We start from the raw sequence: 18,455 nt of genomic DNA, 5'->3' as shown, positions 1-18,455 counted from the left end.
CGGTGACGGCGGTGGGGCAGGAGTCCGAGGGCCGTGGGCCGGCGGCGGGGTTGGGGTCGGGTGGTGCCGCTCCGTCGTCCGCGCCGCCGCGGTCGGCCGTATCCCGCCTGGTGACGGTCGTCGAGGCGAAGCCGGAGCCCGGGGCGGGCGGCAGGCGGCCTGCCGGTGGTCTGCCGGCGTCCGGTGCTTCCCGTGCGGTGGCCGCCGCCGGGCCGGAAGCCGGTGTTCCCGGACCGGGACCCGTCGTCGCCGACCTGTGGGACGCCGCCGCCCGCATCGCCCCCCACGTCGTCCGCACGCCCCTGCTCCACGGCCCGGCGGTGCACGCGCTCGGCCCCGGACTGCTGCTGAAGGCCGAACACCTGCAACGTGGCGGCTCGTTCAAGATGCGCGGCGCCGCCAATGCCGTACTCGCCCTGGGCGCCGACCGGGTCGTCACCGGATCCTCCGGGAACCACGCGATCGCGCTGGCCCGGCTGGCACGCTCGCTCGGCATCCGGCTCACCGTGGTTCTCGCGGCCGGAGCGGCACCGGCGAAGGCCGCCGCCATCCGGGCCCTCGGCGCACAGACCGTGCAGGTCGGCGGGGGAGTGGCCGAGCGCGAGGAGCGCGCCCGCGCCCTGGCGGCCGAACAGGACGCGGTGTTCGTCCCGTCGTCCGACCACCCGCTGGTGGTCGCCGGCGCGGGCACGGTCGGCATCGAACTGCTGGCCGACGCGCCCGACACCGAGACCGTCTATGTGCCCACGGGCGGCGGCGGGCTCCTCGCGGGCGTCTGCCTCGCGGCCCGGCACCATCCGGTCCGGGTGGTCGGCGTGGAACCGTCCCGCACCCCGCGCTACGCCCGCTCCCTGGCCGCCGGCCGGCCCGTGCAGCTGCCGCCCAGCACGACCGTGGCCGACGGGCTGCGCGGCCAGCGCCCCGGAACCGTCCCCTACCCGATCATCCGCGACCGCGTCGACGAGCTGATCGCCGTCGACGACGAGGACATCCTCGCCGCCGCGGCCCTGCTGCACCGCCACGGCATCGACGCCGAACCGAGCGGAGCGGTCGCCCTGGCCGGAGCGCTGAGCGCCGGCCGCCGTGAACGCGCCGTGGCCATCGTCTCGGGCGGCAACACCCCCGCCCGTCTGCACGCCCCGCACCGCACGCGGACGCCCGCGGAGGGCGACGGCATCACCGTCAGCGGCTGACACGCCGTCCACCGCGGCCACCCGCACCCCGACCGTCTGCGACAGACACCCACCACATCACCGAAGGAGCACGGACATGACCCCGAACGCCGCCACCGCCGCCGCCCCCACCACCGACACCGTCGATCTGCTCGTCGGCATCTTCCGGGACGTGCTGCGCCTGCCCGAGCTGACCTGCGAGACCGACTTCTACGAGGCGGGCGGCGACTCGCTCACCGCCTTCCAGATCACCGGCCGCCTGCAGGAACTGCTCGGCGCGGACGTCCCGGTCTCGCTGGTCTTCGCCTACCCCACCCCGCGCGAGCTGGCCGAGGTCGTCGACGCGGACTACGGCACCGCCTGACCGGGCCCGCGAACCGCGACCGCGCCCGCCCGCACCTGCCCGCCTCCGTCCCCGCCGTCCACCCGCGCCACCCGAGGAGAGCCGTGCCATGACCGAAGACTTCGTGCCGTCCCTGGGCCGCTGGCGGCTGTGGGAGCAGTTCGCCCTGCGCGGGCCGGGCTTCCCCGCCGACGGCGTGCTGCGCCTGGCCCCTGCCGGACTGGCCCAGGCTGCCGACAAGTTCGCCGTCTACGACCTCCTCCAGGGCGAGGACTGGGAGGACTTCACACGGCTCTTCGCGGACGCCGCCGTGGAGACCGCGCACACCCTCCAGGACATCGCCCGCACCCCGGCCTTCCGGGAGGCGGTGGCCTGGCAGAACCGGCCGGTGCTCAGCTCCGGCATCGCGCCGTTCCTGCGCTGGACGCCGAGCGCGGACAGCCGCAGCAGCATGCCCCGGCAGCGTGAGGAACTGGTCGCGCACTACTGGCAGCGGTTCTGCGTGAAGAACGACACCATCGGCTTCTTCGGACCGGTCGGCTGGGGCCGCTGGGACTCGGCGGTGCAGGGCCTCGTCGTCGACCCCGGCCGGGGACTGACGGAGAAATCGACGGTGTACTGGGCGAGCTGGGGCATCGACGCCCTGGCGCGGACCCTGGACGGCGACCCCGCCCTGCGCGAGTGGGTCGCCCCGCGCCGCGTGCCGTTCGTCGCCGTCGAGGGGGACCGGGTCCGGGTGCCGGGCCGGCGCCCGGTGCCCGTGTCCGCGGACGCCGCGGCCGTCATCGCCCGCTGCGACGGCGTCCGGCCCGCCCGCGGCATCGCGGAGGAACTCCCCGGTGTCGACGTGCCCGCCGTCCTGGCCGACCTGGTGGCCCGCCGCTGGGTGGTGTGGCGGCTGGAGGTCCCGGCCTGCACCCATCCGGACCGGGCGCTGCGGGCCTGGCTGGAGGCGGTCGGCGCGAGCGGCCCGCGACGGCGGGGGCTGGCCGCGCTGGACAGGCTGGAGCGGGCTCGGGAACGGGTGGCGGCCGCCCGGGACGCGGGCGGCCTGGTCGAGGCGATGGAGGCGCTGGAGAAGGAGTTCACCGCCCTCACCGCCACCGCGGCGGTCCGGGAGAAGTCCGAGTCCACCGCACCCTGCCGGGCGCTGGTGTACTCCGACACCCGCAGATCCGCCACCGCCCGGCTCGGCCCGGCCGTGCTCGACGCGCTGCGCCCGCTGCGGCTGCTGATGGACAGCGCCGGCTGGCTCACCTCCCGGCTCGCCGAGGCCGTCGCCGCGGAGACACGCCGCGTCTACGACCGCCTCGCCGCCGCCGGCCCGGTGGATCTGGCGTCGTTCTGGTTCGCGTGCCTGCCGGTGCTGCACGGCTCCGCCCGCGACACCGCCGCCGCACTGCAGCGGGAGTTCGCCGAGCGCTGGCAGCGCATCCTGGCGGCCCCGGCGGACGCCGCCCGGGTCACCGTGCGGGCGTCGGACATCGAGGCGGCCGTGCGCGCCGAGTTCGGCGACTCGGCCGGCGGCTGGACGGCGGCCCGCTATCTGAGCCCGGACGTGATGATCGCCGCCGAGGGGGCCGAGGCCGTGGCGCGCGGCGACTTCACCGCCGTACTCGGCGAACTCCACGTCGCCTCCAACACCTTGGGCGCTTCCCTGTTCACCCACCAGCACCCCGACGTGTCGGAGCTGTTCCGGCTGACAGACCGGGACCACCCGGGCCCGCGTCTGATGCCGCTGATCCCCAAGGAGCACCGGGCACGCCTGTCGGCCCGCGTCCGCCACACCCTCGTGCGTCCCCAGGACCACCAGGTGGCCCTGGCCGACTTCACCGCCGACCCGGCTCGTCCGCGGGTCGTGCGCAGCGCCGACGCGACGGTCGAGGAGCACGGCGGCGACCTCGTGGTACGTCTCCCCGACGGCTCCCGGTTCCCGGCCGTCGACGTGTTCTCGCACGTCCTGACGACCCTGGCGATGGATCTCGTGCGCGTCCTGCCGCAGGCGGAGCACACCCCGCGGGTCACCGTCGACCGCCTGGTGATCGCCCGGGAGACCTGGCGGCCGTCCGCGGCGAGCGCGTGCTTCGCCGACGAGAAGGACGAGGCCCGGCGCTTCGTCCGGGCCCGCCACTGGCGCACCGGACTCGGACTGCCCCGCTACGTCTTCGTGGTCTCCCCGACCGAGTCCCGCCCCTTCTACGTCGACTTCGACAGCCCCGTCTACGTCACCATCCTCGCCAAGGCCCTGCGCCGCCTGGCCCGCAAGGACCCGGGGGCCCGCGTCACGATCACCGAAATGCTGCCCACGCCGGAACAGAGCTGGCTCACCGACGACCAAGGGCGGCTCTACACAGCGGAGTTGCGGTTCGTGGCCCACGACACGGCGGCCGACTCCTGAGGCGAACAGCGGGATGCCGGCCCGGGCGGAGAGCCCGCCCGGCCGGCATCCCGCTCTTCCACGTCGGCTCAGGCGAGGTCGAACCGGTCGAGATTCATCACCTTGTCCCACGCTGCCACGAAGTCGCGTACGAACTTCTCTCCCGCATCATGGCACCCGTAGACCTCCGAGATCGCTCGGAGCTGGGAGTGCGCACCGAAGATCAGGTCGACGGCGGTGGCGGTCCACTTGATCTCGCCGGTGGCGCGATCCCGCCCCTCGAAGACGTTCTCCTCCGTGGCCGACGCGTGCCACTCGGTGCGCATGTCGAGCAGGTTGACGAAGAAGTCGTTGGTCAGCGTTCCCGGCCGGTGGGTGAAGACACCGTGGGGCGACCCCTTGAAACCGGTGTTGAGAGCACGCATGCCACCGATCAGCACCGTCATCTCGGGAGCGGTCAGTGTCAGCAGGTTGGCGCGGTCCAGCATGAGCGTCTCCGGCGAGAGCTTCTCCCCGGACGGCAGGTAGTTGCGGAAGGCGTCGGCCTTGGGCTCCAGCACGGCAAAGGATTCCGCGTCGGTCTGCTCCTGCGAGGCGTCCGTGCGCCCCGGCGAGAAGGGAACCGTCACGTCGTACCCGGCGTCCCGCGCGGCCTGCTCGACGGCAGCGCACCCGCCGAGGACGATCAGGTCGGCGAGCGAGACGCGCGTTCCGCCGGTCTGGGAGCGGTTGAACTCCTGCTGGATGCCCTCCAGCGTGCGCAGTACCTCGGTCACCTCGGGGAGGTTGTTGAGCTCCCAGTCCTTCTGCGGCGCGAGACGGATGCGTGCTCCGTTCGCCCCGCCGCGCTTGTCGGTGCCGCGGAAGCTGGCCGCCGACGCCCACGCGGTGGTGACCAGCTGCGGGACGGAAAGGCCCGACGCGAGGATGCTGCCCTTGAGGGCAGCGATGTCGGCGTCCCCGACCAGCTCGTGATCGACGTCGGGGACGGGGTCCTGCCACAGCTGCGGCTCGGGGACCCACGGGCCGAGGTAACGTGAGACGGGGCCCATGTCACGGTGCAGCAGCTTGTACCAGGCCTTGGCGAACGCCACCGCGAGCTCGTCCGGCCTCTCGTGGAACCGCTTCGTGATCGGGCCGTAGACCGGGTCCACCTTCAGCGCGATGTCCGTCGTCAGCATCATGGGGGCGTGCCGTTTCGACGGATCATGGGCGTCGGGAACGGTGTCCCGGGCCGCGGGATCCGAGGGGGTCCACTGGTGGGCGCCGGCGGGGCTGCTCGTCAGCTCCCACTCGTACCCGTAGAGGTTGTCGAGGTAGCCGTTGTCCCACGTGGTCGGCGCGGTGGTCCACGCACCCTCCAGACCACTGGTGAGCGCGTGCGGGCCCGTGCCGCTGCCGTAGGTGTTCCGCCAGCCGATGCCCTGCTGCTCGATGGGCGCGGCCTCGGGCTCCGGACCGATGTAACTGGGATCGACCGCGCCATGGCACTTGCCGAAGGTGTGGCCGCCGACGATGAGGGCGACCGTCTCCTCGTCATTCATCGCCATGCGCCCGAACGTCTCCCGGATGTCCCGGGCCGCGGCCAACGGGTCGGGGTTTCCGTTGGGCCCCTCCGGATTGACGTAGATGAGTCCCATCTGCACGGCGGCGAAAGGACCGGTGAGTTCCCTGTCGCCGCTGTAGCGTTCATCGCCCAGCCATGTGTCCTCGGGGCCCCAGAAGATCTCCTCGGGTTCCCAGATGTCCTCGCGCCCGAATCCGAATCCGAATGTCTTGAATCCCATGGATTCCATGGCGCAGTTCCCGGCGAATACCAGGAGATCGGCCCAGGAGATTTTCTTCCCGTACTTCTGTTTGACGGGCCAGAGCAGACGGCGCGCCTTGTCCAGGCTCGCGTTGTCCGGCCAGCTGTTGAGGGGAGCGAAGCGCTGCGCGCCGCTGCCGCCACCGCCGCGGCCGTCCGCGATGCGGTACGTTCCCGCGGCATGCCAGCTCATCCGGATGAAGAGCGGACCGTAGTGGCCGTAGTCGGCTGGCCACCAGTCCTGGGATGTCCTCATCAGTTCGAAGAGGTCGCGCTTCAGCGCGTCGACGTCGAGCGTCGCGAACTCTTTCGCGTAGTCGAAGTCCTCGCCCATCGGGTTGGCTCGGGGCGAGTGCTGGTGGAGAACCTGAAGGTCCAGTTGATTCGGCCACCAGTCCCGGTTCGTCCTGGGCCGCCGAGTCGGTGTGGGCGTCGGCGAAGGGATTGCCGGATTCTCGCTTTCACTGCCGGACATGCCCGTCCTTCTTCCTGTCTGGAAATGTGCTGTGCCGCGACCGTATGGTCGCGCACCGCAGACCACATCTCCATGAAACACGCAGAGGCCTTCGCATGACAGATGCCAGAGAAGGCGAGCGACATTCGCCTGGCGGTATGCCGGAGAACGCCTGGGTTCGCGTCTACGGCGAGGTGGGCGGGTGCGGGGAGCGGAGCACGAGCAGGGTGATCTCGCTGGGGGCGAAGACGCGGAACGGCGGGCCCCAGAAGCCGGTGCCGCGGCTGGTGTAGAGGAGCGTGCGGGTGCCGTGGCGGCTGAGGCCGGCGAGGGCGGGCTGGTCGATGCGGACCAGGTGGTGGAAGGGCCAGATCTGGCCGCCGTGCGTATGGCCGGACAGCTGGAGGTCGATGCCGGCGGCTGCCGCCCGGTCGACGAACTTGGGCTGGTGGGCCAGGAGCAGGACGGGCAGCTCGGGGTCGGCGCCGTTCAGGGCTCCGGCGAGGTGCGCGCGGTGGCCGGCCAGGCCGGAGGACTCGGCGGTGACGTCGTCCACGCCGGCGACCACGAGGGTGTCGCCTTCGCGTTCGAGCAGCAGATGGCGGTTGCGCAGCGGCTCCCAGCCCAGCTCGTCCATCATGTCGACCCAGCCCTGGGCCTCGCTGTAGTACTCGTGGTTGCCGGTGACGTACACCCGGGCACGGGTGGCCCGCACGGTGCCGAGGGGCGCGGCCTGGGCGCGGCGGCGTTCGGCCGTGCCGTCCGCGATGTCACCGGTGTGGCAGACCAGGTCGGCGTCGAGGGTGTTCACCCTCTCGCACACCTTTGCCGACCAGCGGGCGCGATCGAGGGGGCCGTAGTGGGTGTCGGTGATGAGGACGACACGGAGGCCGTCCAGCCCGGCGCCCAGCCGCGGGAGGTGCACGTCGAGTCGGCGCACGCGAGGCACGCGGCGGGCTTCGACGTACCCCCAGGCGAGCAGTACGGCCGCGACGCCGAGGACGGCCCAGGTGACGATGCGGGCCCGGCCCTGACTCTCGCCGACGCCGGCCACGGTCAGGGCGAGCCGCAGCAGGACACCGAGCAGAACGGACCAGGTGAACAGGACCCAGCTGGTGCCCAGCAGGGTGTCACCGACGATCGCCGCCCGGTCCTGCTGACGCCGGCCGTGGCCGCGCACCATCGCGAGCGGCATACCTATGAGGCCGAGGGCGAACAGTGCGGTGCCGGACAGCGTGCCCGGCAGCGGCCAGTGCTGGCCGCCGTACAGGAGCACCCCGCAGGGCACGGCCCACAGCAGGACGGGGGCGATCCGGGGGATGTAGCGCATCAGGCGGTGCAGCCGGCTCTGCCGCGGCGCTCGCGCTTCACCCTCGGCGGGTCGGATGTTGCTGGTGGCGCTCACGCTTCCCCTCCCAGGCCGGGCTGCCGTCTCGCGCACTGTATCCCGACCTCTCGTCGGCCCTGGGCAGGTCTGTTGCGGCCGGGTGCGAGGATGCCGTCGTGTCCGATGCGATCGACGGCGTGAACTGGGGCGGTGTACCGGGCCCTCCCGGCTGGTACGAACCGGCTCGTGCCGCCCGTGGGCTGCGCGCCCTGGCGGATGCATCGAACCTGGTACAGGCAGCCGAGGCCGGCTCGGTGCTCGGCGGAGGCGGAATCGTCCACGGCCACAGTGCCGCGGTGTTCCCAGCGGCCGCGGTTGCGGCGCCTCTGCTGCTGGGCATCGCCGAGCAGGGTCACCCGGCGGCGAGGGACACCGCGTTGGGGCTGCTTGACGAGGCCCTCTCGTCCTATCCCCACGCCGGGTACACGCGGGTGGCGACGCCCTACGGCACAGCGGTCCCGATCTGCTGCGCCATCGCCCAGCACCTGCGAACCCGCACCGCTCTCCTCGGCGGGTCGGGCAAGCGGGGCAGGGAGCTGCTTGCCGATGCCGCCGAGCACTGGCGCTTCGAGATCCGAGAGTGCGTCGATGACGGAAATGACACGGCAGTCTTCGGCGCCTTGGCAGGCCGTTTCCCGGACGGCGTGCAGGCGGCGGAACTGCACCTTGCCGGTGACTTCACCGTGCTGGACGGGGTTGCCCTCGAATACCCGCCTGCGGAGGGCTCCCGCGAGGCATGCCTGCGGGTGATGGGACGGCATGCGGGGGAGCTGCCGCCCGGCGCCACCCTGCTTCCGGCGGAGTGCGGGGAACGCGTGCACTGACCGGCTTCGCTCCTTCAAGGGCAATCCGGTCCAGGGACTGGCTCCTGTCGCGGCGCGGTGAGACGCCTCCAGCAGATGAGTGATCGGGAACGCGCTCAGCGTTCGGCGATGCCTTCCTGGGGGCCGCGGCCAGCCGCCTGCTCGCCGCAGTCGGTTCTGCGACGAGATGCCGGTGCGGTGGCCATCTGAGTCACGCCGAGCCCGTATTCGACCATGGCGATCTGCGAGGTCACCGACCGCGCCCAGTGTGCCGGGACGGGACTGAAGCCGGCTGTCCGGCACAGGGCCGCCATGGCGTCGTGGTGGTCGGGCGAGATGTGGCGGTGCAGCCATACCCATGGATCGCCCGCGAGGTCCGCGACGAACCGGTCGGCGAGGAGCGAGGTCGCGGTGATGCCGCGCACCGGGGCGGTCTGGCGCACGATCGCCCAGTCGAGCGAGCGGTCGAGGAGGCGCGGCGCGGCCTCGTGGGTGTCGATCGTGGCCCCGCCCTCCCGCCCCCCGCCCGCCGGACCCGCTCAGGGATAGAGGCCCGCCCGGAAGGTGAACGAGACGAGTTGCGCTCGATCACGTGCGCCGACCTTCGTCATGGCCCGCACCGCGTGCGTCTTCACGGTGAACGGCGACACGGACATCCGGGCCGCGATCTCGTCGTTGCCTAGACCGCTTGCGATGAGAACGACCACGTCCCGCTCCCTGGGGGTCAGAGCTTCGAAGCGTCGCAGCAGTTCCCGGTCGATCACCGGGGGCGGACTGTCGGTCATGTGACCGATGAGCGCGGCTGTCGCGGCGGCCGACAGCGCACCGCCACCGCCGGCGACCTCGGTGATCCCGGCGACGAGTTCGGCAGGGCTCACGGTCTTGCTCAGGAATCCATTGGCGCCCGCGCGCAGGGCGGCGAGAACGATGTCGTCCTGGTCGAAGGTCGTCAGGACGATGATCCGCGTCTTTTCGGGCGGGTGCTCCTTGCGGATCCGACGGGTGGCTTCGACACCGTCGATGCCGGGCATCCGGATGTCCATCAGGACCAGGTCGGCGGGGTGCTCCCGGAGGTAGGGCACGACCTGGAGCCCATCGGAGAGGTCACCCACGACGACGAGACTCGGGTCGAGCCGGAGCATGGCCCGGATCCCGGCCCTTATGTCGTCCTGGTCGTCGACGATCAAAATCCGCGTCATCGGACGTCGACTCCCAGGGGGCTGAACTCCGCGTGTACCCGGAACCGCCCGTCGTGACGGTCGATCGTCAGCCGCCCGCTGGACGACTCGACGCGTTCGCGCATCCCCACGAGTCCGAGTCCGCTGCCCGGGTCGGAGCCGCGGGGCGAGTCGGCGACGGGGTTCTCCACGGTGACGCAGATCCTGCCGTCCCGCTCGCGCACATCCACCGTTGCCGTCCCCTCTCCATGTCGGTATGCGTTCGTGAGCGCTTCTTGAACGACCCGGTAGACCGTCACGCCGACGCTGGGCTCCACGAATCCGGCGGGGATGTCGATGGAGGGGCGGATGTCGAGGCCGATGCTCTCGAAAGAGGCGACAAGGCCTTCCAGGCCGCTGAGCGCCGGGGTCGGACGGAGCGCCTCGTCGTCGTGGGCGTCGTCCCCGAGGCGGAGGAGCGAGAGGATGCGCTGCGTTTCGACGACGACGGTGCGGGCGCAGGACCTGGCCGAGACGAGGGCCTGCCGGGAGGACTCGGCGTCTGCCGGCAGCCCGATTTCCGCGGCACCGAGGTGCAGGCTCAGCATCGCGACCTGGTGACCGATGACGTCGTGGAGGTCTCGGGCAATGCGGAGCCGTTCTTCGGTCACCCGTCGGGTGGCTTCGATCTCGCGGGTGGCGATGGCGTTTTCGGCCCGTTCCGCCAGGGTCCACCAGTGGTCTCGATGGATGCGGAGCGCGGCCCCTGTCGCACCTCCTGCCACCGCTGAGAACAGAGCCGCGGCTCCCACGACCGCGCCCCCACGGAATCCTCCCAAGGTCATGAACGCTCCCAGGAAGAACGCCGCCACGATGCCGGTTCCGGCCAGCGGCTGTTTTCCCCTGAGGGTGACCGAGAACAGCACGAGCACCGCCATCATCCACACCGACAGGGGGTCGTGGCCCACCGCTGTGACGGCGAAGGACGCCGCGCTCGTCACGACCAGTCCTGCCCACGGCTTCCACCATGAAAGGGCGACACCGCCGCCGGCGAGGAGCACGGACAGTGCCGTCGGCCAGTCCGACCCTCTCAGCAGCACCGCGACGATCTGGCCGGTGAACACCAGTGCGGCCACTGCATAGGCGACACGGTGCAGCGCCTCGGGGCGGCGGACCCACAGCGGTGCCTCGGGCCCGTCCTGACTGTTGTGCGCCTGGACCATGAGCACATTCTCGTTCACATGTGTGGCGGCCGTGTACTTCGAATGATGTAGACGGCGACGCTCGATGGAGACGGCAGAACTCATCCATCGCAGGGGATGGCACAACTACTTCGTTCGAAGTACACGGCCCCGGCCGAGGCCGCTGAGACTCGTCATCGAGGCGACCGTCTCGCACCGTCACGATCACCATGGGACACCCGATGACGCAGACCACCGTAACTTCGCCGGCTTCGGCCACGACCGCCACGACGCCCTCCGGGCTCCGATCGCTCCACCTGATCCGGGTCGTCTTCTCCCTCATCTGGGTGGCACTCGTCTTCACGACCTCCGCCTCGCTCGTGTCGACGGACCGGCCCACCGTGATCGCGGCCGTGCTGCTCGTCGTCTACCCCCTGTGGGACGTCGTCGCCACGCTCCTCGAGCGCCGCCTGGCCGGGACCGGCTCCACGAACCGCGTCAGTACCGTCAACATGGCTCTCGGCCTCGCCACCGCCGCCGCAATGATCATCGCCGTCTTCGCCACCATCGGGACGGTTCTTCTCGTGTTCGGTGTCTGGGCCCTCCTTTCCGGAGCGATCCAGCTCGTCGTGGCGATCCGACGCAGGCGCAGCGTCGGCGCCCAGTGGCCCATGGTCATCAGCGGCGGACAGTCCGTCCTCGCCGGTGCCACCATCGCCGCCACGTCCGCCTCGGCGACGAGCGGCCTGTCCACGGTCGCCGGCTACTCAGCCTTCGGTGCCTTCTGGTTCCTTGTCTCCGTCGTCGCCCTGAGCGTCCGCGCCCGGCGCGAAAAGCGCTGACCACGGCCGCCTGAACCACCGCCTCTCCCAGAGATGCGGCGTCTTCACCGGAAGTACGAGGACCTGAGGAGGCTCCGGGCCGCCGCGAGTCCGGATTGCTCACAGCGACTTGGGCCGGAGGGTGCTTTGCGCGCGGAGGTTGCCGTGATCGTCGAGGTCGTCCAGCACCGCCGGAAGGCCCTCGGTGAGCATCTTGGCGCGGACGCGGCCGAGGAGCTTGGCCATGACGAATCCGCCGACGCCGGTGAAGCCGGTGTGGTCGTAGGTGAAGCGCGTTCCCGTGCCGTGCGGTTCGAGCCGGTAGGCGACCTCGGTCACCTCCCCTCCGCTCTCGTCCCGCCAGGAGTAGCGCAGCAGGGAAGGCTCCTGTGCCTCCAGTACTTCGCACACCACAACGCCGCTCCAGCCCGGTTTTGGTCGGGCGACGAACTTGAACACGGTTCCGGGTGCGGCGGCGAAGCCTTCTGGCCGCGCGCCGGCGCCGGTGGCCGTCCACAGCGGGATCAGCTCGGGGTCGGTGACCGCACGCCAGACCTTCAGCGGCGGCTGAGGGTAGTCGCGGACGATGTGGATGGCACTCATGTGGGCTCCTGGGGCGCGGACGACGGCAAGGGCAGCAATAATAATTCAGTCACTGTACTTTTACAGTAACAGAAAATCTTCTGCGGCTGGATATGCTGAAGACCGTGACGATGCGCACTGTGGACTGGACGGCACTGCGCCGCGACGACGAGGCGCCCGCCGAGGGTTTGCGGGCCCGAAAGAAGCGGATGCTGCGACGGCAACTGTCCGACACGGCCACCGAGATGTTCCTGGAGCGGGGCTTCGATGCCGTACGCGTCGCGGAGGTCGCAGAAGCGTGCGGGGTGTCGGAGAAGACGGTGTTCAACTACTTCCCGACGAAGGAGTCTCTCGTTCTCGACCTCGGCGAGGCCACGCTGCATTCCTTGCGGACCACCCTGGCCGACCCCAGCCTGTCGCCGCTCGAGGCAGTGCTGAAGATCCTCTCCGGCGAGCTCGACGCCATCACGTCATGGCTGAGCGCCCAGGACGACCCGGCCCAGGCCAAGGCCCTGCTTCTGCGCTTCGGCATGCTCATCAGATCCACCCCGTCTCTCCGAGCCCACCAGGGCGACATGAAGGAACAGCAGGTCGCCGCAGCCGCCGAGGTTCTGGCCCGGCGCGCCGAGATGAACTCGGACGACCCCGAACCCCGGATCGCCGCGACTGCCCTGCTGGGCCTGTGGTCCATCCAGTTCCAGGCCCTGCGCAGGCACCTGAACCACGCCGAGAGTCCCACGCAGCTACACGAAGCGGTGAGCGCCGACGTCCAACGCGCGGCTCGGCTCATCGGCAGTGGCCTGAACGCGTTCGCCTGAACGTCTACGGCACCCGCATCGCCGATGCCGACCTGACGGATAGTCAGAAGCCTGCTGTCAGGGCGGTGGTCGCACAGGGCGAGCCGTGGCCATCCGGCAACTCGTCGAAGCTATCGGGCCATGACTGCCGTAGTGGTGCGGCCGCCGTCCACGTCGAGCACGACGCCGTGCACGAAGTCGGCCTCGTCGCCGGCGAGGTAAACCGCGGCGTGAGCGATCGCGTCGGGTGAGCCCATGCCGTTCGCAGGTGTGCCCTTCATCATGATCTCGCCCGGGTGGACCTCACCCGGGGCGCCTTCGTTGACGACGCCCGGCGAGATGGCGTTCACGCGCACGCCGTGGGGGCCGAATTCCGCCGCCCAGGCGCGGGTCAGCGTCTCCAGGGCGCCCTTGGACGAGGCGTAGAGCGAGGCCATGGGGATGCCGAGGCGCACGATCCAGGAGCCCAGGTTGACGATGGCGCCGCCACCGGCTTCGGTCATGGCGGGGGCGATCGCGGCGGTGAGGAAGAACGGGGCCTTCACGTTCACCGCGTAGACCTGGTCGAAGGTCTTCTCGTCGGTGTCAGGGGTGGTGTCGCCGGGGAAGATGCCCGCGTTGTTCACGAGGATGTCGATCCCCCCGCCCAGCACCGACGTCGCCCGTTCGGCCAGCGTCCGCGACGCCTGGGCGCTGCCGTCCAGCTCGGCCTGTACGAAATCGGCGCGCCCGCCGCGGGAACGGATCCCGTCGACCACCTCGGCGCCGCGCTGCCGGTTGCGTCCCGACACGATGACGTGGGCGCCCTCCGCGCCGAACGCCTCGGCGATGGCCCGCCCGATGTTGCTCGTCGAGCCGGTCACCAGCGCCCGCTTGCCCTGCAGTCGTCCGCTCATGTTTCGCTCCCGCATATTCGTGGTCATCAGCAGGCGTACGGCACAGGTGTCCCGTCTGGGCCGCGCCCGGTCCGCTCGGACTTCCCGGGCGGCTCTGCCACTGTGCGGAAAGAAAAATGGACTCGCAAGTCCAATCGAGCCGGGGGCGAGCACGGGGATCATCGGGAGCGAACTCCGGTCAGAGCGGGAGGACGTTGAACCCGGACCGCGCGTATGGGCCCGCCTGCGCATCAAGGCGCTGCAACTGCCTCCTCGGCACGGTCGGCCGCCTGATCTCGTGCCGCACGGCGCAGGCCGGCGATGCCCTCGTCGAGCGCGACCCGCAGGTGATAGGCCTGTCCTGTCGCCTGGAGGATCGCGACGCCACCCTGAATGGCCGCCAGCAGGGCCGCCGACCGCGCCTCGACGTCCAGGTCCGCGGGCAACTGCCCGGCATCCTGAAGCGCACGGATCCCGGATGCGAGGTCTTCCTGCCACGAGTGCATCAGTTCCACCACGACAGCTCGGGCGCCAGGAGTACTCCGCCCCACGTGAAGGAAGAGGGCACCGAGCGGACAGTCGTCGGTCTGCTCCTCATAACGCTCGACCAGGAGATCACGCCAGTTCTGCCAGGCCTGCCAGGAGTCGAGGCGCCCGAGATAGGGCTGCTGTTCCGCCAGCACTCGTTCCGCTTCGAACCTCGCCACGGCAAGGAGCAGTTCGTCTTTTCCACCCGGGAAATAGTGGAAGAGCTGGCTCTTGCTCGTCTGCGTGCGGGCCATGATGTCGTCCAGTGTGGCCAGCGCAACGCCCTTCTCCCGCAGCACATCCGAGGCTCCCTGGATGATTCGCTTCTGCGTGGCCTCGCCCTTGGCCGTCAGCTTCCTGGACACGGCGCCTCCTACAGTGGACCTAGCGGTCCATTTTACCGTGCCCGGCCTGCCTGTCCCGCCGAGTCGGCGCATGCCGGAGCGCCCGGTCAGCACAGGAAGCGCCGACTGTTTGACGAGTCAACATGTCTCCGTTGGACACACCATCCAAGGAGAGAGACGCTTTTAAGAACCGACTGCCCGACAGCAGCGGCATGCACATCCGAGCCGTTCCGATCAGAGGCGTGCGGTCATGGCCTCGCTCAAGCATCTCGTCGGAGAGACGCTCCGCATCGCGGTTTCCGAGCCGTTGGCCGGTGCTCGTCGAGCGCGGCGGATCTGGTTGCTGTGGTGCAGGACGCTGGACAGTGCGAACAAGATCCTGCTCTTCATGGGCGTCGTATGTGTGGCCCTGGTTCCGCTGGCAGTGACGGGTGCCGATCACTTCAGCGCGGTGCCTGCCGCGGGTTGGGCATGTGCGGGTCTCGGCGCTCTGCTCGTGGCCGCACTGCTGTGCCGCTCCCGCTCGGTCCGGATCCTGCCGTTCAAGAACCTCACCGACGCGGCAGCCGACCCCCGGCGTGAGGCCCCTGTCGCCCCGGGCTTCGCCGAACTCCTCGACAACGAGATCCGCCGGATCGTCGACCTGGTCCGGCAAGAGCCGTTCATGACGCCGGCGGACGTGCTCAACCCGGCCGGGCACCGGGGTGACATGGTGCGACGGTCGTCCGCCCGGGTTCCGTTCAAGACCGGCGTGGCGGTGACCGGTCTGCTGCCGGCGGACATCAAGCCGACCGAGGTCGGCACGGTCGGTCTGGGACCGCTGAAAATCCAGGTAGGCACCGTACTCACCTGGCTGGAGCGGTTCTTCGGCACGACGCTCCAAGGGTGTCTGGTGGAGGCGGACGGGATGCTGAGGGTCGTCGCCGCCCAGTCGGGGCTGCGCGGCGGCCCCACGTGGTCGGCGCAGGTGCAGATCGACGGCGGCACCCGCTCGGCGGACGCACGCCTCGCCAGGGAGCTGGCACACCGCATCGAACTCGAGCGTCCCCGAGCCTCCGAGTCGGGAGCCGACGTCGTGAGCTTCCAACGGCTGGTGGACGGTCTGGAAAGCTACAAGCGCTTCCAGGAGGAGGGCGCACTCCAGGATCTCGACGACGCGGAGGACCACTTCCGGGCGGCCCTCGCCCGCAGCCCGGAATACGCCGCGGCGTACCACAACCTCGGCCTCGTCTACCACGAACAACTGCGCGTGCGGACGGACATCCATCTCACGGTGTCGGAGGCTGTGGAGGGCGGCCCGATCCGCATGTGGCAGAAGGCCGTAGGCCTCGACCCGACGCTGGCTCCGGCCCGCGTCCAGTTGGCCCGGGCCTTCATCGAAAGAGCCGACCGGCCGGACGAGGAGGACGACAAGCGAGCCGACCTCCTGGAGCAGGCGGTGCAGTCGGCGCGCAGCGCGCTCAAGCAGCCTTCCGGCACCCACCCCATGGAGTCCGCGCTCGCCAGGTACTGGCTTGGATACGCACTGCGCAAACAAGGCGCCCACGAACAGTCACGGGAAGCGCACCGCTCGAGCACCCTGACGCAGGAAGCGCTCCACTGTTTCTGCCGCACGGAACAGGACCTGTTCGACGAGCGGGCCCGAAGACTCGCGATCGACGGGGACGTGATCGCGGTACGGCCGTTGGCCGAGCGGATCGCCCAGGTCGTCGGCCAGCAGGCCTCGTGCTGGGCCCAGCTCGCGGACGGAGCGAGTGGCGACGAGCGGCTGCGGTGCGTCAGCAAGGCGAAGGACCGCGCCCGTACCGCGATCTCCTGGGCTCCCGGCATACCGGAGCTGCACGCCCTCCGCGGCAGCATCCTCTTGAGGTACGGCGACGGCGAGGCTCGGCAGGCGTTCATGGAGGCCCTCCAACGCGACCCCCAGAACCATCATCTCACGCCCAGAGACCTCGGTGTGTTCGCCGTCGTCACCGGTGACAGGGACGAGGACCGGCAACTGGCCGTGGACCTGTTCGTCCTGGCCACCCACAGACACCCGGACGACGCCATGGCCTGGCTGCTCCTCGCGTTGCTCGCGCGCACCGCCCGTGACGCCCGGTCGCTCGCCGGCAAGGCGCTGGCCTTGGCCCCGGACGACGCGGAGTTGGGGCAGGCGGTCGATGAACAGCTGCCGACCGTCGGCACCCCGTACGCCCAGCGGCAGTTCACCAGGAGGTGGGCGGAAGCCTGGTACACCGCCCGTCAGGCGGAGCGTACGGGCAACGCGCATCGTCTGCGTGAGGCACTCGACTGCGTCGAGCAGCTCTGCGACGAGTACGGCCGGACCCGGCCCGAAGCGTCCTGCGTCTCGCGCGAGATCGGGCTTCTGCACACATCCCTGGCCCTGCTGACGGAGGCATCCAAGGATCGGCGCGCGCAGTTGGACGCAGCGGTCGGTCACCTGACCCGGGCCGTCACGCGCATGCCGTCCCCAGGCGTGGAGACACCCCCGCTGTGGTACGTGGAGCTCGCCGACGCGTACGCCGCGCTCGCGGACTCCCGGTCCGGCAAGGGACGCGACGACAGGGCCGCGCGCAGGGACTACGAAGAGGCCATCAGGTACTACAACGAGGCGATCGACCACTCACCCAAGACCCTCCGCCCCCGCTACCGCACGGGGAGCGAGGGGCAGGAGCGGTTCGTGGAGCTGACCGCCGAACAGCCGGACCTGGCCCCGCGAGCACGTGCGACAGCGGGCCGGGCGGCGGTCTACGCGAGGCAGGGACGCGTCAACGACGCCATCCGCGACTGCCGGGACGCCCTGAAGCTGGCTCCCCTCTACGCGTATCCGCGATTCACCCTGGCGTATCTGTACCGGGAACGCAGAGCGCAGTACGACCTGGCCCAGCAGACGCTCAAGCGGCTGATCGAGCTGCTGCCCGCCGGTGTGGAGCGGGACAGGGCCCGGCTGGATCTGGCACGTACCTACCGCATGCACGCCGAGGCATCGCTCTCCGAGGACCGCGACAGGCTCCTGACCCTGGCTCTGGACGGGTTGGTCAAGGCCACGCGTGAGGCCTCGCTGAGCGCGGTTCTCGAGGAAGGGATGTACGAGGAGCTGGCCACCGTGCTCGCGCTCATGGGCCGCGCCAGAGAGGCCATCGTCGCCCTGCGCTGCGTCGGCGACGCCGACGAACCGTCACATGCCGCCCAGCATCACGAGCGCATCGCGCGCCTGCTGGCCCGCGGGGATCAGCCCCTCGAAGTGGAGCAGGAACTGAGGGCCGCTCAGCAAGCGTGCCGGGCCCGGCTGAAGAATGCTCGTGGCTCCGACGACGAGCAGGCACTCTGGACAGACCTCGTCAGGCTGAGGGCGCAGATCGCGATGTTCTACGCGGAGCAGGGCATCAAACTGAAGGAAGCGCATCACATGGCGAAAACGGCCCGGCGGGCCGCCCCGCGCGTCAAGGACGCGCACGCTCTGGCGTTGTGCGAAGAAGCCAGGGGGTGGGTCGCCTACCGTGAGGGCCACGTCCACAAGGCCGTCCGTCGCCTGAAGAACGCCGTGGAACACTCCGCCGGCGACGCACAGGAATGGGCCCATCTGGCCCTCGCACTGGAAGCGCGCTCGACGTCCCGGCTCGGGCGCCGGAAGAAGGACCTCGACCAGGCACGGGACGTCTGGCAGCAGGTGATCGATCAGTGCCCCGAGGGCCCCGCCGCAGAGCAGGCCAGGCATCACCTCGCCCTGCTGCCCGAACACCCGCACCGCCCGAGGCCGCTCGCGTCACGGGGCCTGAAGATGGGATGAGAAGCGGGCGCTTCCCCTTCACAAGGAGGGATCG

At 70.5% G+C, this 18,455-nt stretch carries 15 protein-coding genes; 7 read left to right on the top strand and 8 right to left on the bottom strand.

The window, feature by feature from the left end; all coding sequences use genetic code 11:
• Window positions 1–110 precede the first annotated feature (110 nt).
• From ACGFZN_RS32585 to ACGFZN_RS32575, 3 genes are all read left to right on the top strand, one after another.
• Window positions 111–1,193 carry a threonine/serine dehydratase gene (locus ACGFZN_RS32585; protein ID WP_393862055.1) on the top strand — a complete coding sequence of 361 codons (1,083 nt, stop codon included), beginning with the start codon at window positions 111–113 and terminating at the stop codon, window positions 1,191–1,193.
• A 76-nt stretch (window positions 1,194–1,269) separates the two neighbouring features.
• Window positions 1,270–1,536: an acyl carrier protein gene (locus ACGFZN_RS32580; RefSeq protein WP_393862054.1), complete on the top strand. Its 267-nt coding sequence runs from the start codon at window positions 1,270–1,272 to the stop codon at window positions 1,534–1,536.
• Between the two features lie 88 nt (window positions 1,537–1,624).
• Window positions 1,625–3,913, top strand: coding sequence for a lantibiotic dehydratase (locus ACGFZN_RS32575; RefSeq protein ID WP_393862053.1), 2,289 nt, complete (start codon window positions 1,625–1,627; stop codon window positions 3,911–3,913).
• 68 nt (window positions 3,914–3,981) lie between these two features.
• Here ACGFZN_RS32575 and katG read toward each other — a convergent pair whose 3' ends face one another.
• Together katG and ACGFZN_RS32565 are read right to left on the bottom strand one after the other, a co-directional pair.
• The gene (katG, locus tag ACGFZN_RS32570; RefSeq protein ID WP_393862052.1) at window positions 3,982–6,174 is read right to left on the bottom strand and encodes a catalase/peroxidase HPI; all 2,193 of its coding nucleotides are present in this window, start codon (window positions 6,172–6,174) and stop codon (window positions 3,982–3,984) included.
• Window positions 6,175–6,337: 163 nt separating this feature from the next.
• Window positions 6,338–7,558, bottom strand: coding sequence for a metallophosphoesterase (locus ACGFZN_RS32565; protein WP_393862051.1), 1,221 nt, complete (start codon window positions 7,556–7,558; stop codon window positions 6,338–6,340).
• A gap of 98 nt (window positions 7,559–7,656) precedes the next feature.
• Here ACGFZN_RS32565 and ACGFZN_RS32560 point away from each other — a divergent pair, with 98 nt between their 5' ends.
• The gene (locus ACGFZN_RS32560) at window positions 7,657–8,364 is read left to right on the top strand and encodes a hypothetical protein (RefSeq protein WP_393862050.1); all 708 of its coding nucleotides are present in this window, start codon (window positions 7,657–7,659) and stop codon (window positions 8,362–8,364) included.
• Between the two features lie 95 nt (window positions 8,365–8,459).
• Here the strand turns inward: ACGFZN_RS32560 and ACGFZN_RS32555 are convergent, their stop codons facing one another.
• The 3 genes from ACGFZN_RS32555 to ACGFZN_RS32545 are packed head-to-tail and all read right to left on the bottom strand — an operon-like array spanning window position 8,460 to window position 10,807.
• A complete protein-coding gene (locus ACGFZN_RS32555; protein ID WP_393862113.1) occupies window positions 8,460–8,843 on the bottom strand; it encodes a LysR substrate-binding domain-containing protein in 384 nt (127 codons plus the stop codon).
• Window positions 8,844–8,882: 39 nt separating this feature from the next.
• Complete coding sequence (locus tag ACGFZN_RS32550; protein WP_393862049.1) at window positions 8,883–9,542, bottom strand: response regulator; 660 nt, start codon at window positions 9,540–9,542, stop codon at window positions 8,883–8,885.
• Window positions 9,539–10,807 (bottom strand): sensor histidine kinase, encoded by a 1,269-nt coding sequence (locus ACGFZN_RS32545; protein WP_393862048.1) that lies wholly within the window; start codon window positions 10,805–10,807, stop codon window positions 9,539–9,541. Before ACGFZN_RS32545 ends, ACGFZN_RS32550 begins: the two co-directional genes overlap by 4 nt.
• 116 nt (window positions 10,808–10,923) lie before the next feature.
• Here ACGFZN_RS32545 and ACGFZN_RS32540 point away from each other — a divergent pair, with 116 nt between their 5' ends.
• Entirely contained in the window at window positions 10,924–11,523 is a 600-nt protein-coding gene (locus ACGFZN_RS32540) for a DUF308 domain-containing protein (RefSeq protein ID WP_393862047.1), read from the top strand.
• A 99-nt stretch (window positions 11,524–11,622) separates the two neighbouring features.
• Here the strand turns inward: ACGFZN_RS32540 and ACGFZN_RS32535 are convergent, their stop codons facing one another.
• Window positions 11,623–12,105: an SRPBCC domain-containing protein gene (locus ACGFZN_RS32535; RefSeq protein ID WP_393862046.1), complete on the bottom strand. Its 483-nt coding sequence runs from the start codon at window positions 12,103–12,105 to the stop codon at window positions 11,623–11,625.
• 92 nt (window positions 12,106–12,197) lie between these two features.
• On the opposite strand from ACGFZN_RS32535, the gene ACGFZN_RS32530 reads away from it, so the two are divergent.
• Entirely contained in the window at window positions 12,198–12,902 is a 705-nt protein-coding gene (locus ACGFZN_RS32530; RefSeq protein WP_393862045.1) for a TetR family transcriptional regulator, read from the top strand.
• A 110-nt stretch (window positions 12,903–13,012) separates the two neighbouring features.
• On the opposite strand, the gene ACGFZN_RS32525 is transcribed toward ACGFZN_RS32530, so the two are convergent.
• Window positions 13,013–13,777, bottom strand: coding sequence for an SDR family NAD(P)-dependent oxidoreductase (locus tag ACGFZN_RS32525; protein WP_393862044.1), 765 nt, complete (start codon window positions 13,775–13,777; stop codon window positions 13,013–13,015).
• 230 nt (window positions 13,778–14,007) lie between these two features.
• Window positions 14,008–14,649, bottom strand: a complete 642-nt coding sequence (locus ACGFZN_RS32520) for a TetR/AcrR family transcriptional regulator (protein WP_393862043.1) — start codon at window positions 14,647–14,649, stop codon at window positions 14,008–14,010.
• Window positions 14,650–15,124: 475 nt separating this feature from the next.
• Between ACGFZN_RS32520 and ACGFZN_RS32515 the strand changes: the two genes are divergently transcribed.
• Window positions 15,125–18,421, top strand: coding sequence for a hypothetical protein (locus tag ACGFZN_RS32515; RefSeq protein ID WP_393862042.1), 3,297 nt, complete (start codon window positions 15,125–15,127; stop codon window positions 18,419–18,421).
• The last annotated feature ends 34 nt before the right edge of the window (window positions 18,422–18,455 follow it).

Origin of the sequence: Streptomyces sp. NPDC048192 (genome assembly GCF_043202415.1) — a bacterium.
GTDB lineage: Bacteria > Actinomycetota > Actinomycetes > Streptomycetales > Streptomycetaceae > Streptomyces.
This window is presented reverse-complemented; position numbering and strand designations above follow the sequence as displayed.

Bases quoted from the DNA above. Each gene is read 5' to 3' on its own strand.
- ACGFZN_RS32580 (WP_393862054.1), top strand. From the start codon at position 1,270: ATGACCCCGAACGCCGCCACCGCCGCCGCCCCCACCACCGACACCGTC.
- ACGFZN_RS32575 (WP_393862053.1), top strand. From the start codon at position 1,625: ATGACCGAAGACTTCGTGCCGTCCCTGGGCCGCTGGCGGCTGTGGGAG.
- katG (WP_393862052.1), bottom strand. From the start codon at position 6,174: ATGTCCGGCAGTGAAAGCGAGAATCCGGCAATCCCTTCGCCGACGCCC.
- ACGFZN_RS32550 (WP_393862049.1), bottom strand. From the start codon at position 9,542: ATGACGCGGATTTTGATCGTCGACGACCAGGACGACATAAGGGCCGGG.
- ACGFZN_RS32545 (WP_393862048.1), bottom strand. From the start codon at position 10,807: ATGAGTTCTGCCGTCTCCATCGAGCGTCGCCGTCTACATCATTCGAAG.
- ACGFZN_RS32540 (WP_393862047.1), top strand. From the start codon at position 10,924: ATGACGCAGACCACCGTAACTTCGCCGGCTTCGGCCACGACCGCCACG.
- ACGFZN_RS32535 (WP_393862046.1), bottom strand. From the start codon at position 12,105: ATGAGTGCCATCCACATCGTCCGCGACTACCCTCAGCCGCCGCTGAAG.
- ACGFZN_RS32530 (WP_393862045.1), top strand. From the start codon at position 12,198: ATGCTGAAGACCGTGACGATGCGCACTGTGGACTGGACGGCACTGCGC.
- ACGFZN_RS32525 (WP_393862044.1), bottom strand. From the start codon at position 13,777: ATGAGCGGACGACTGCAGGGCAAGCGGGCGCTGGTGACCGGCTCGACG.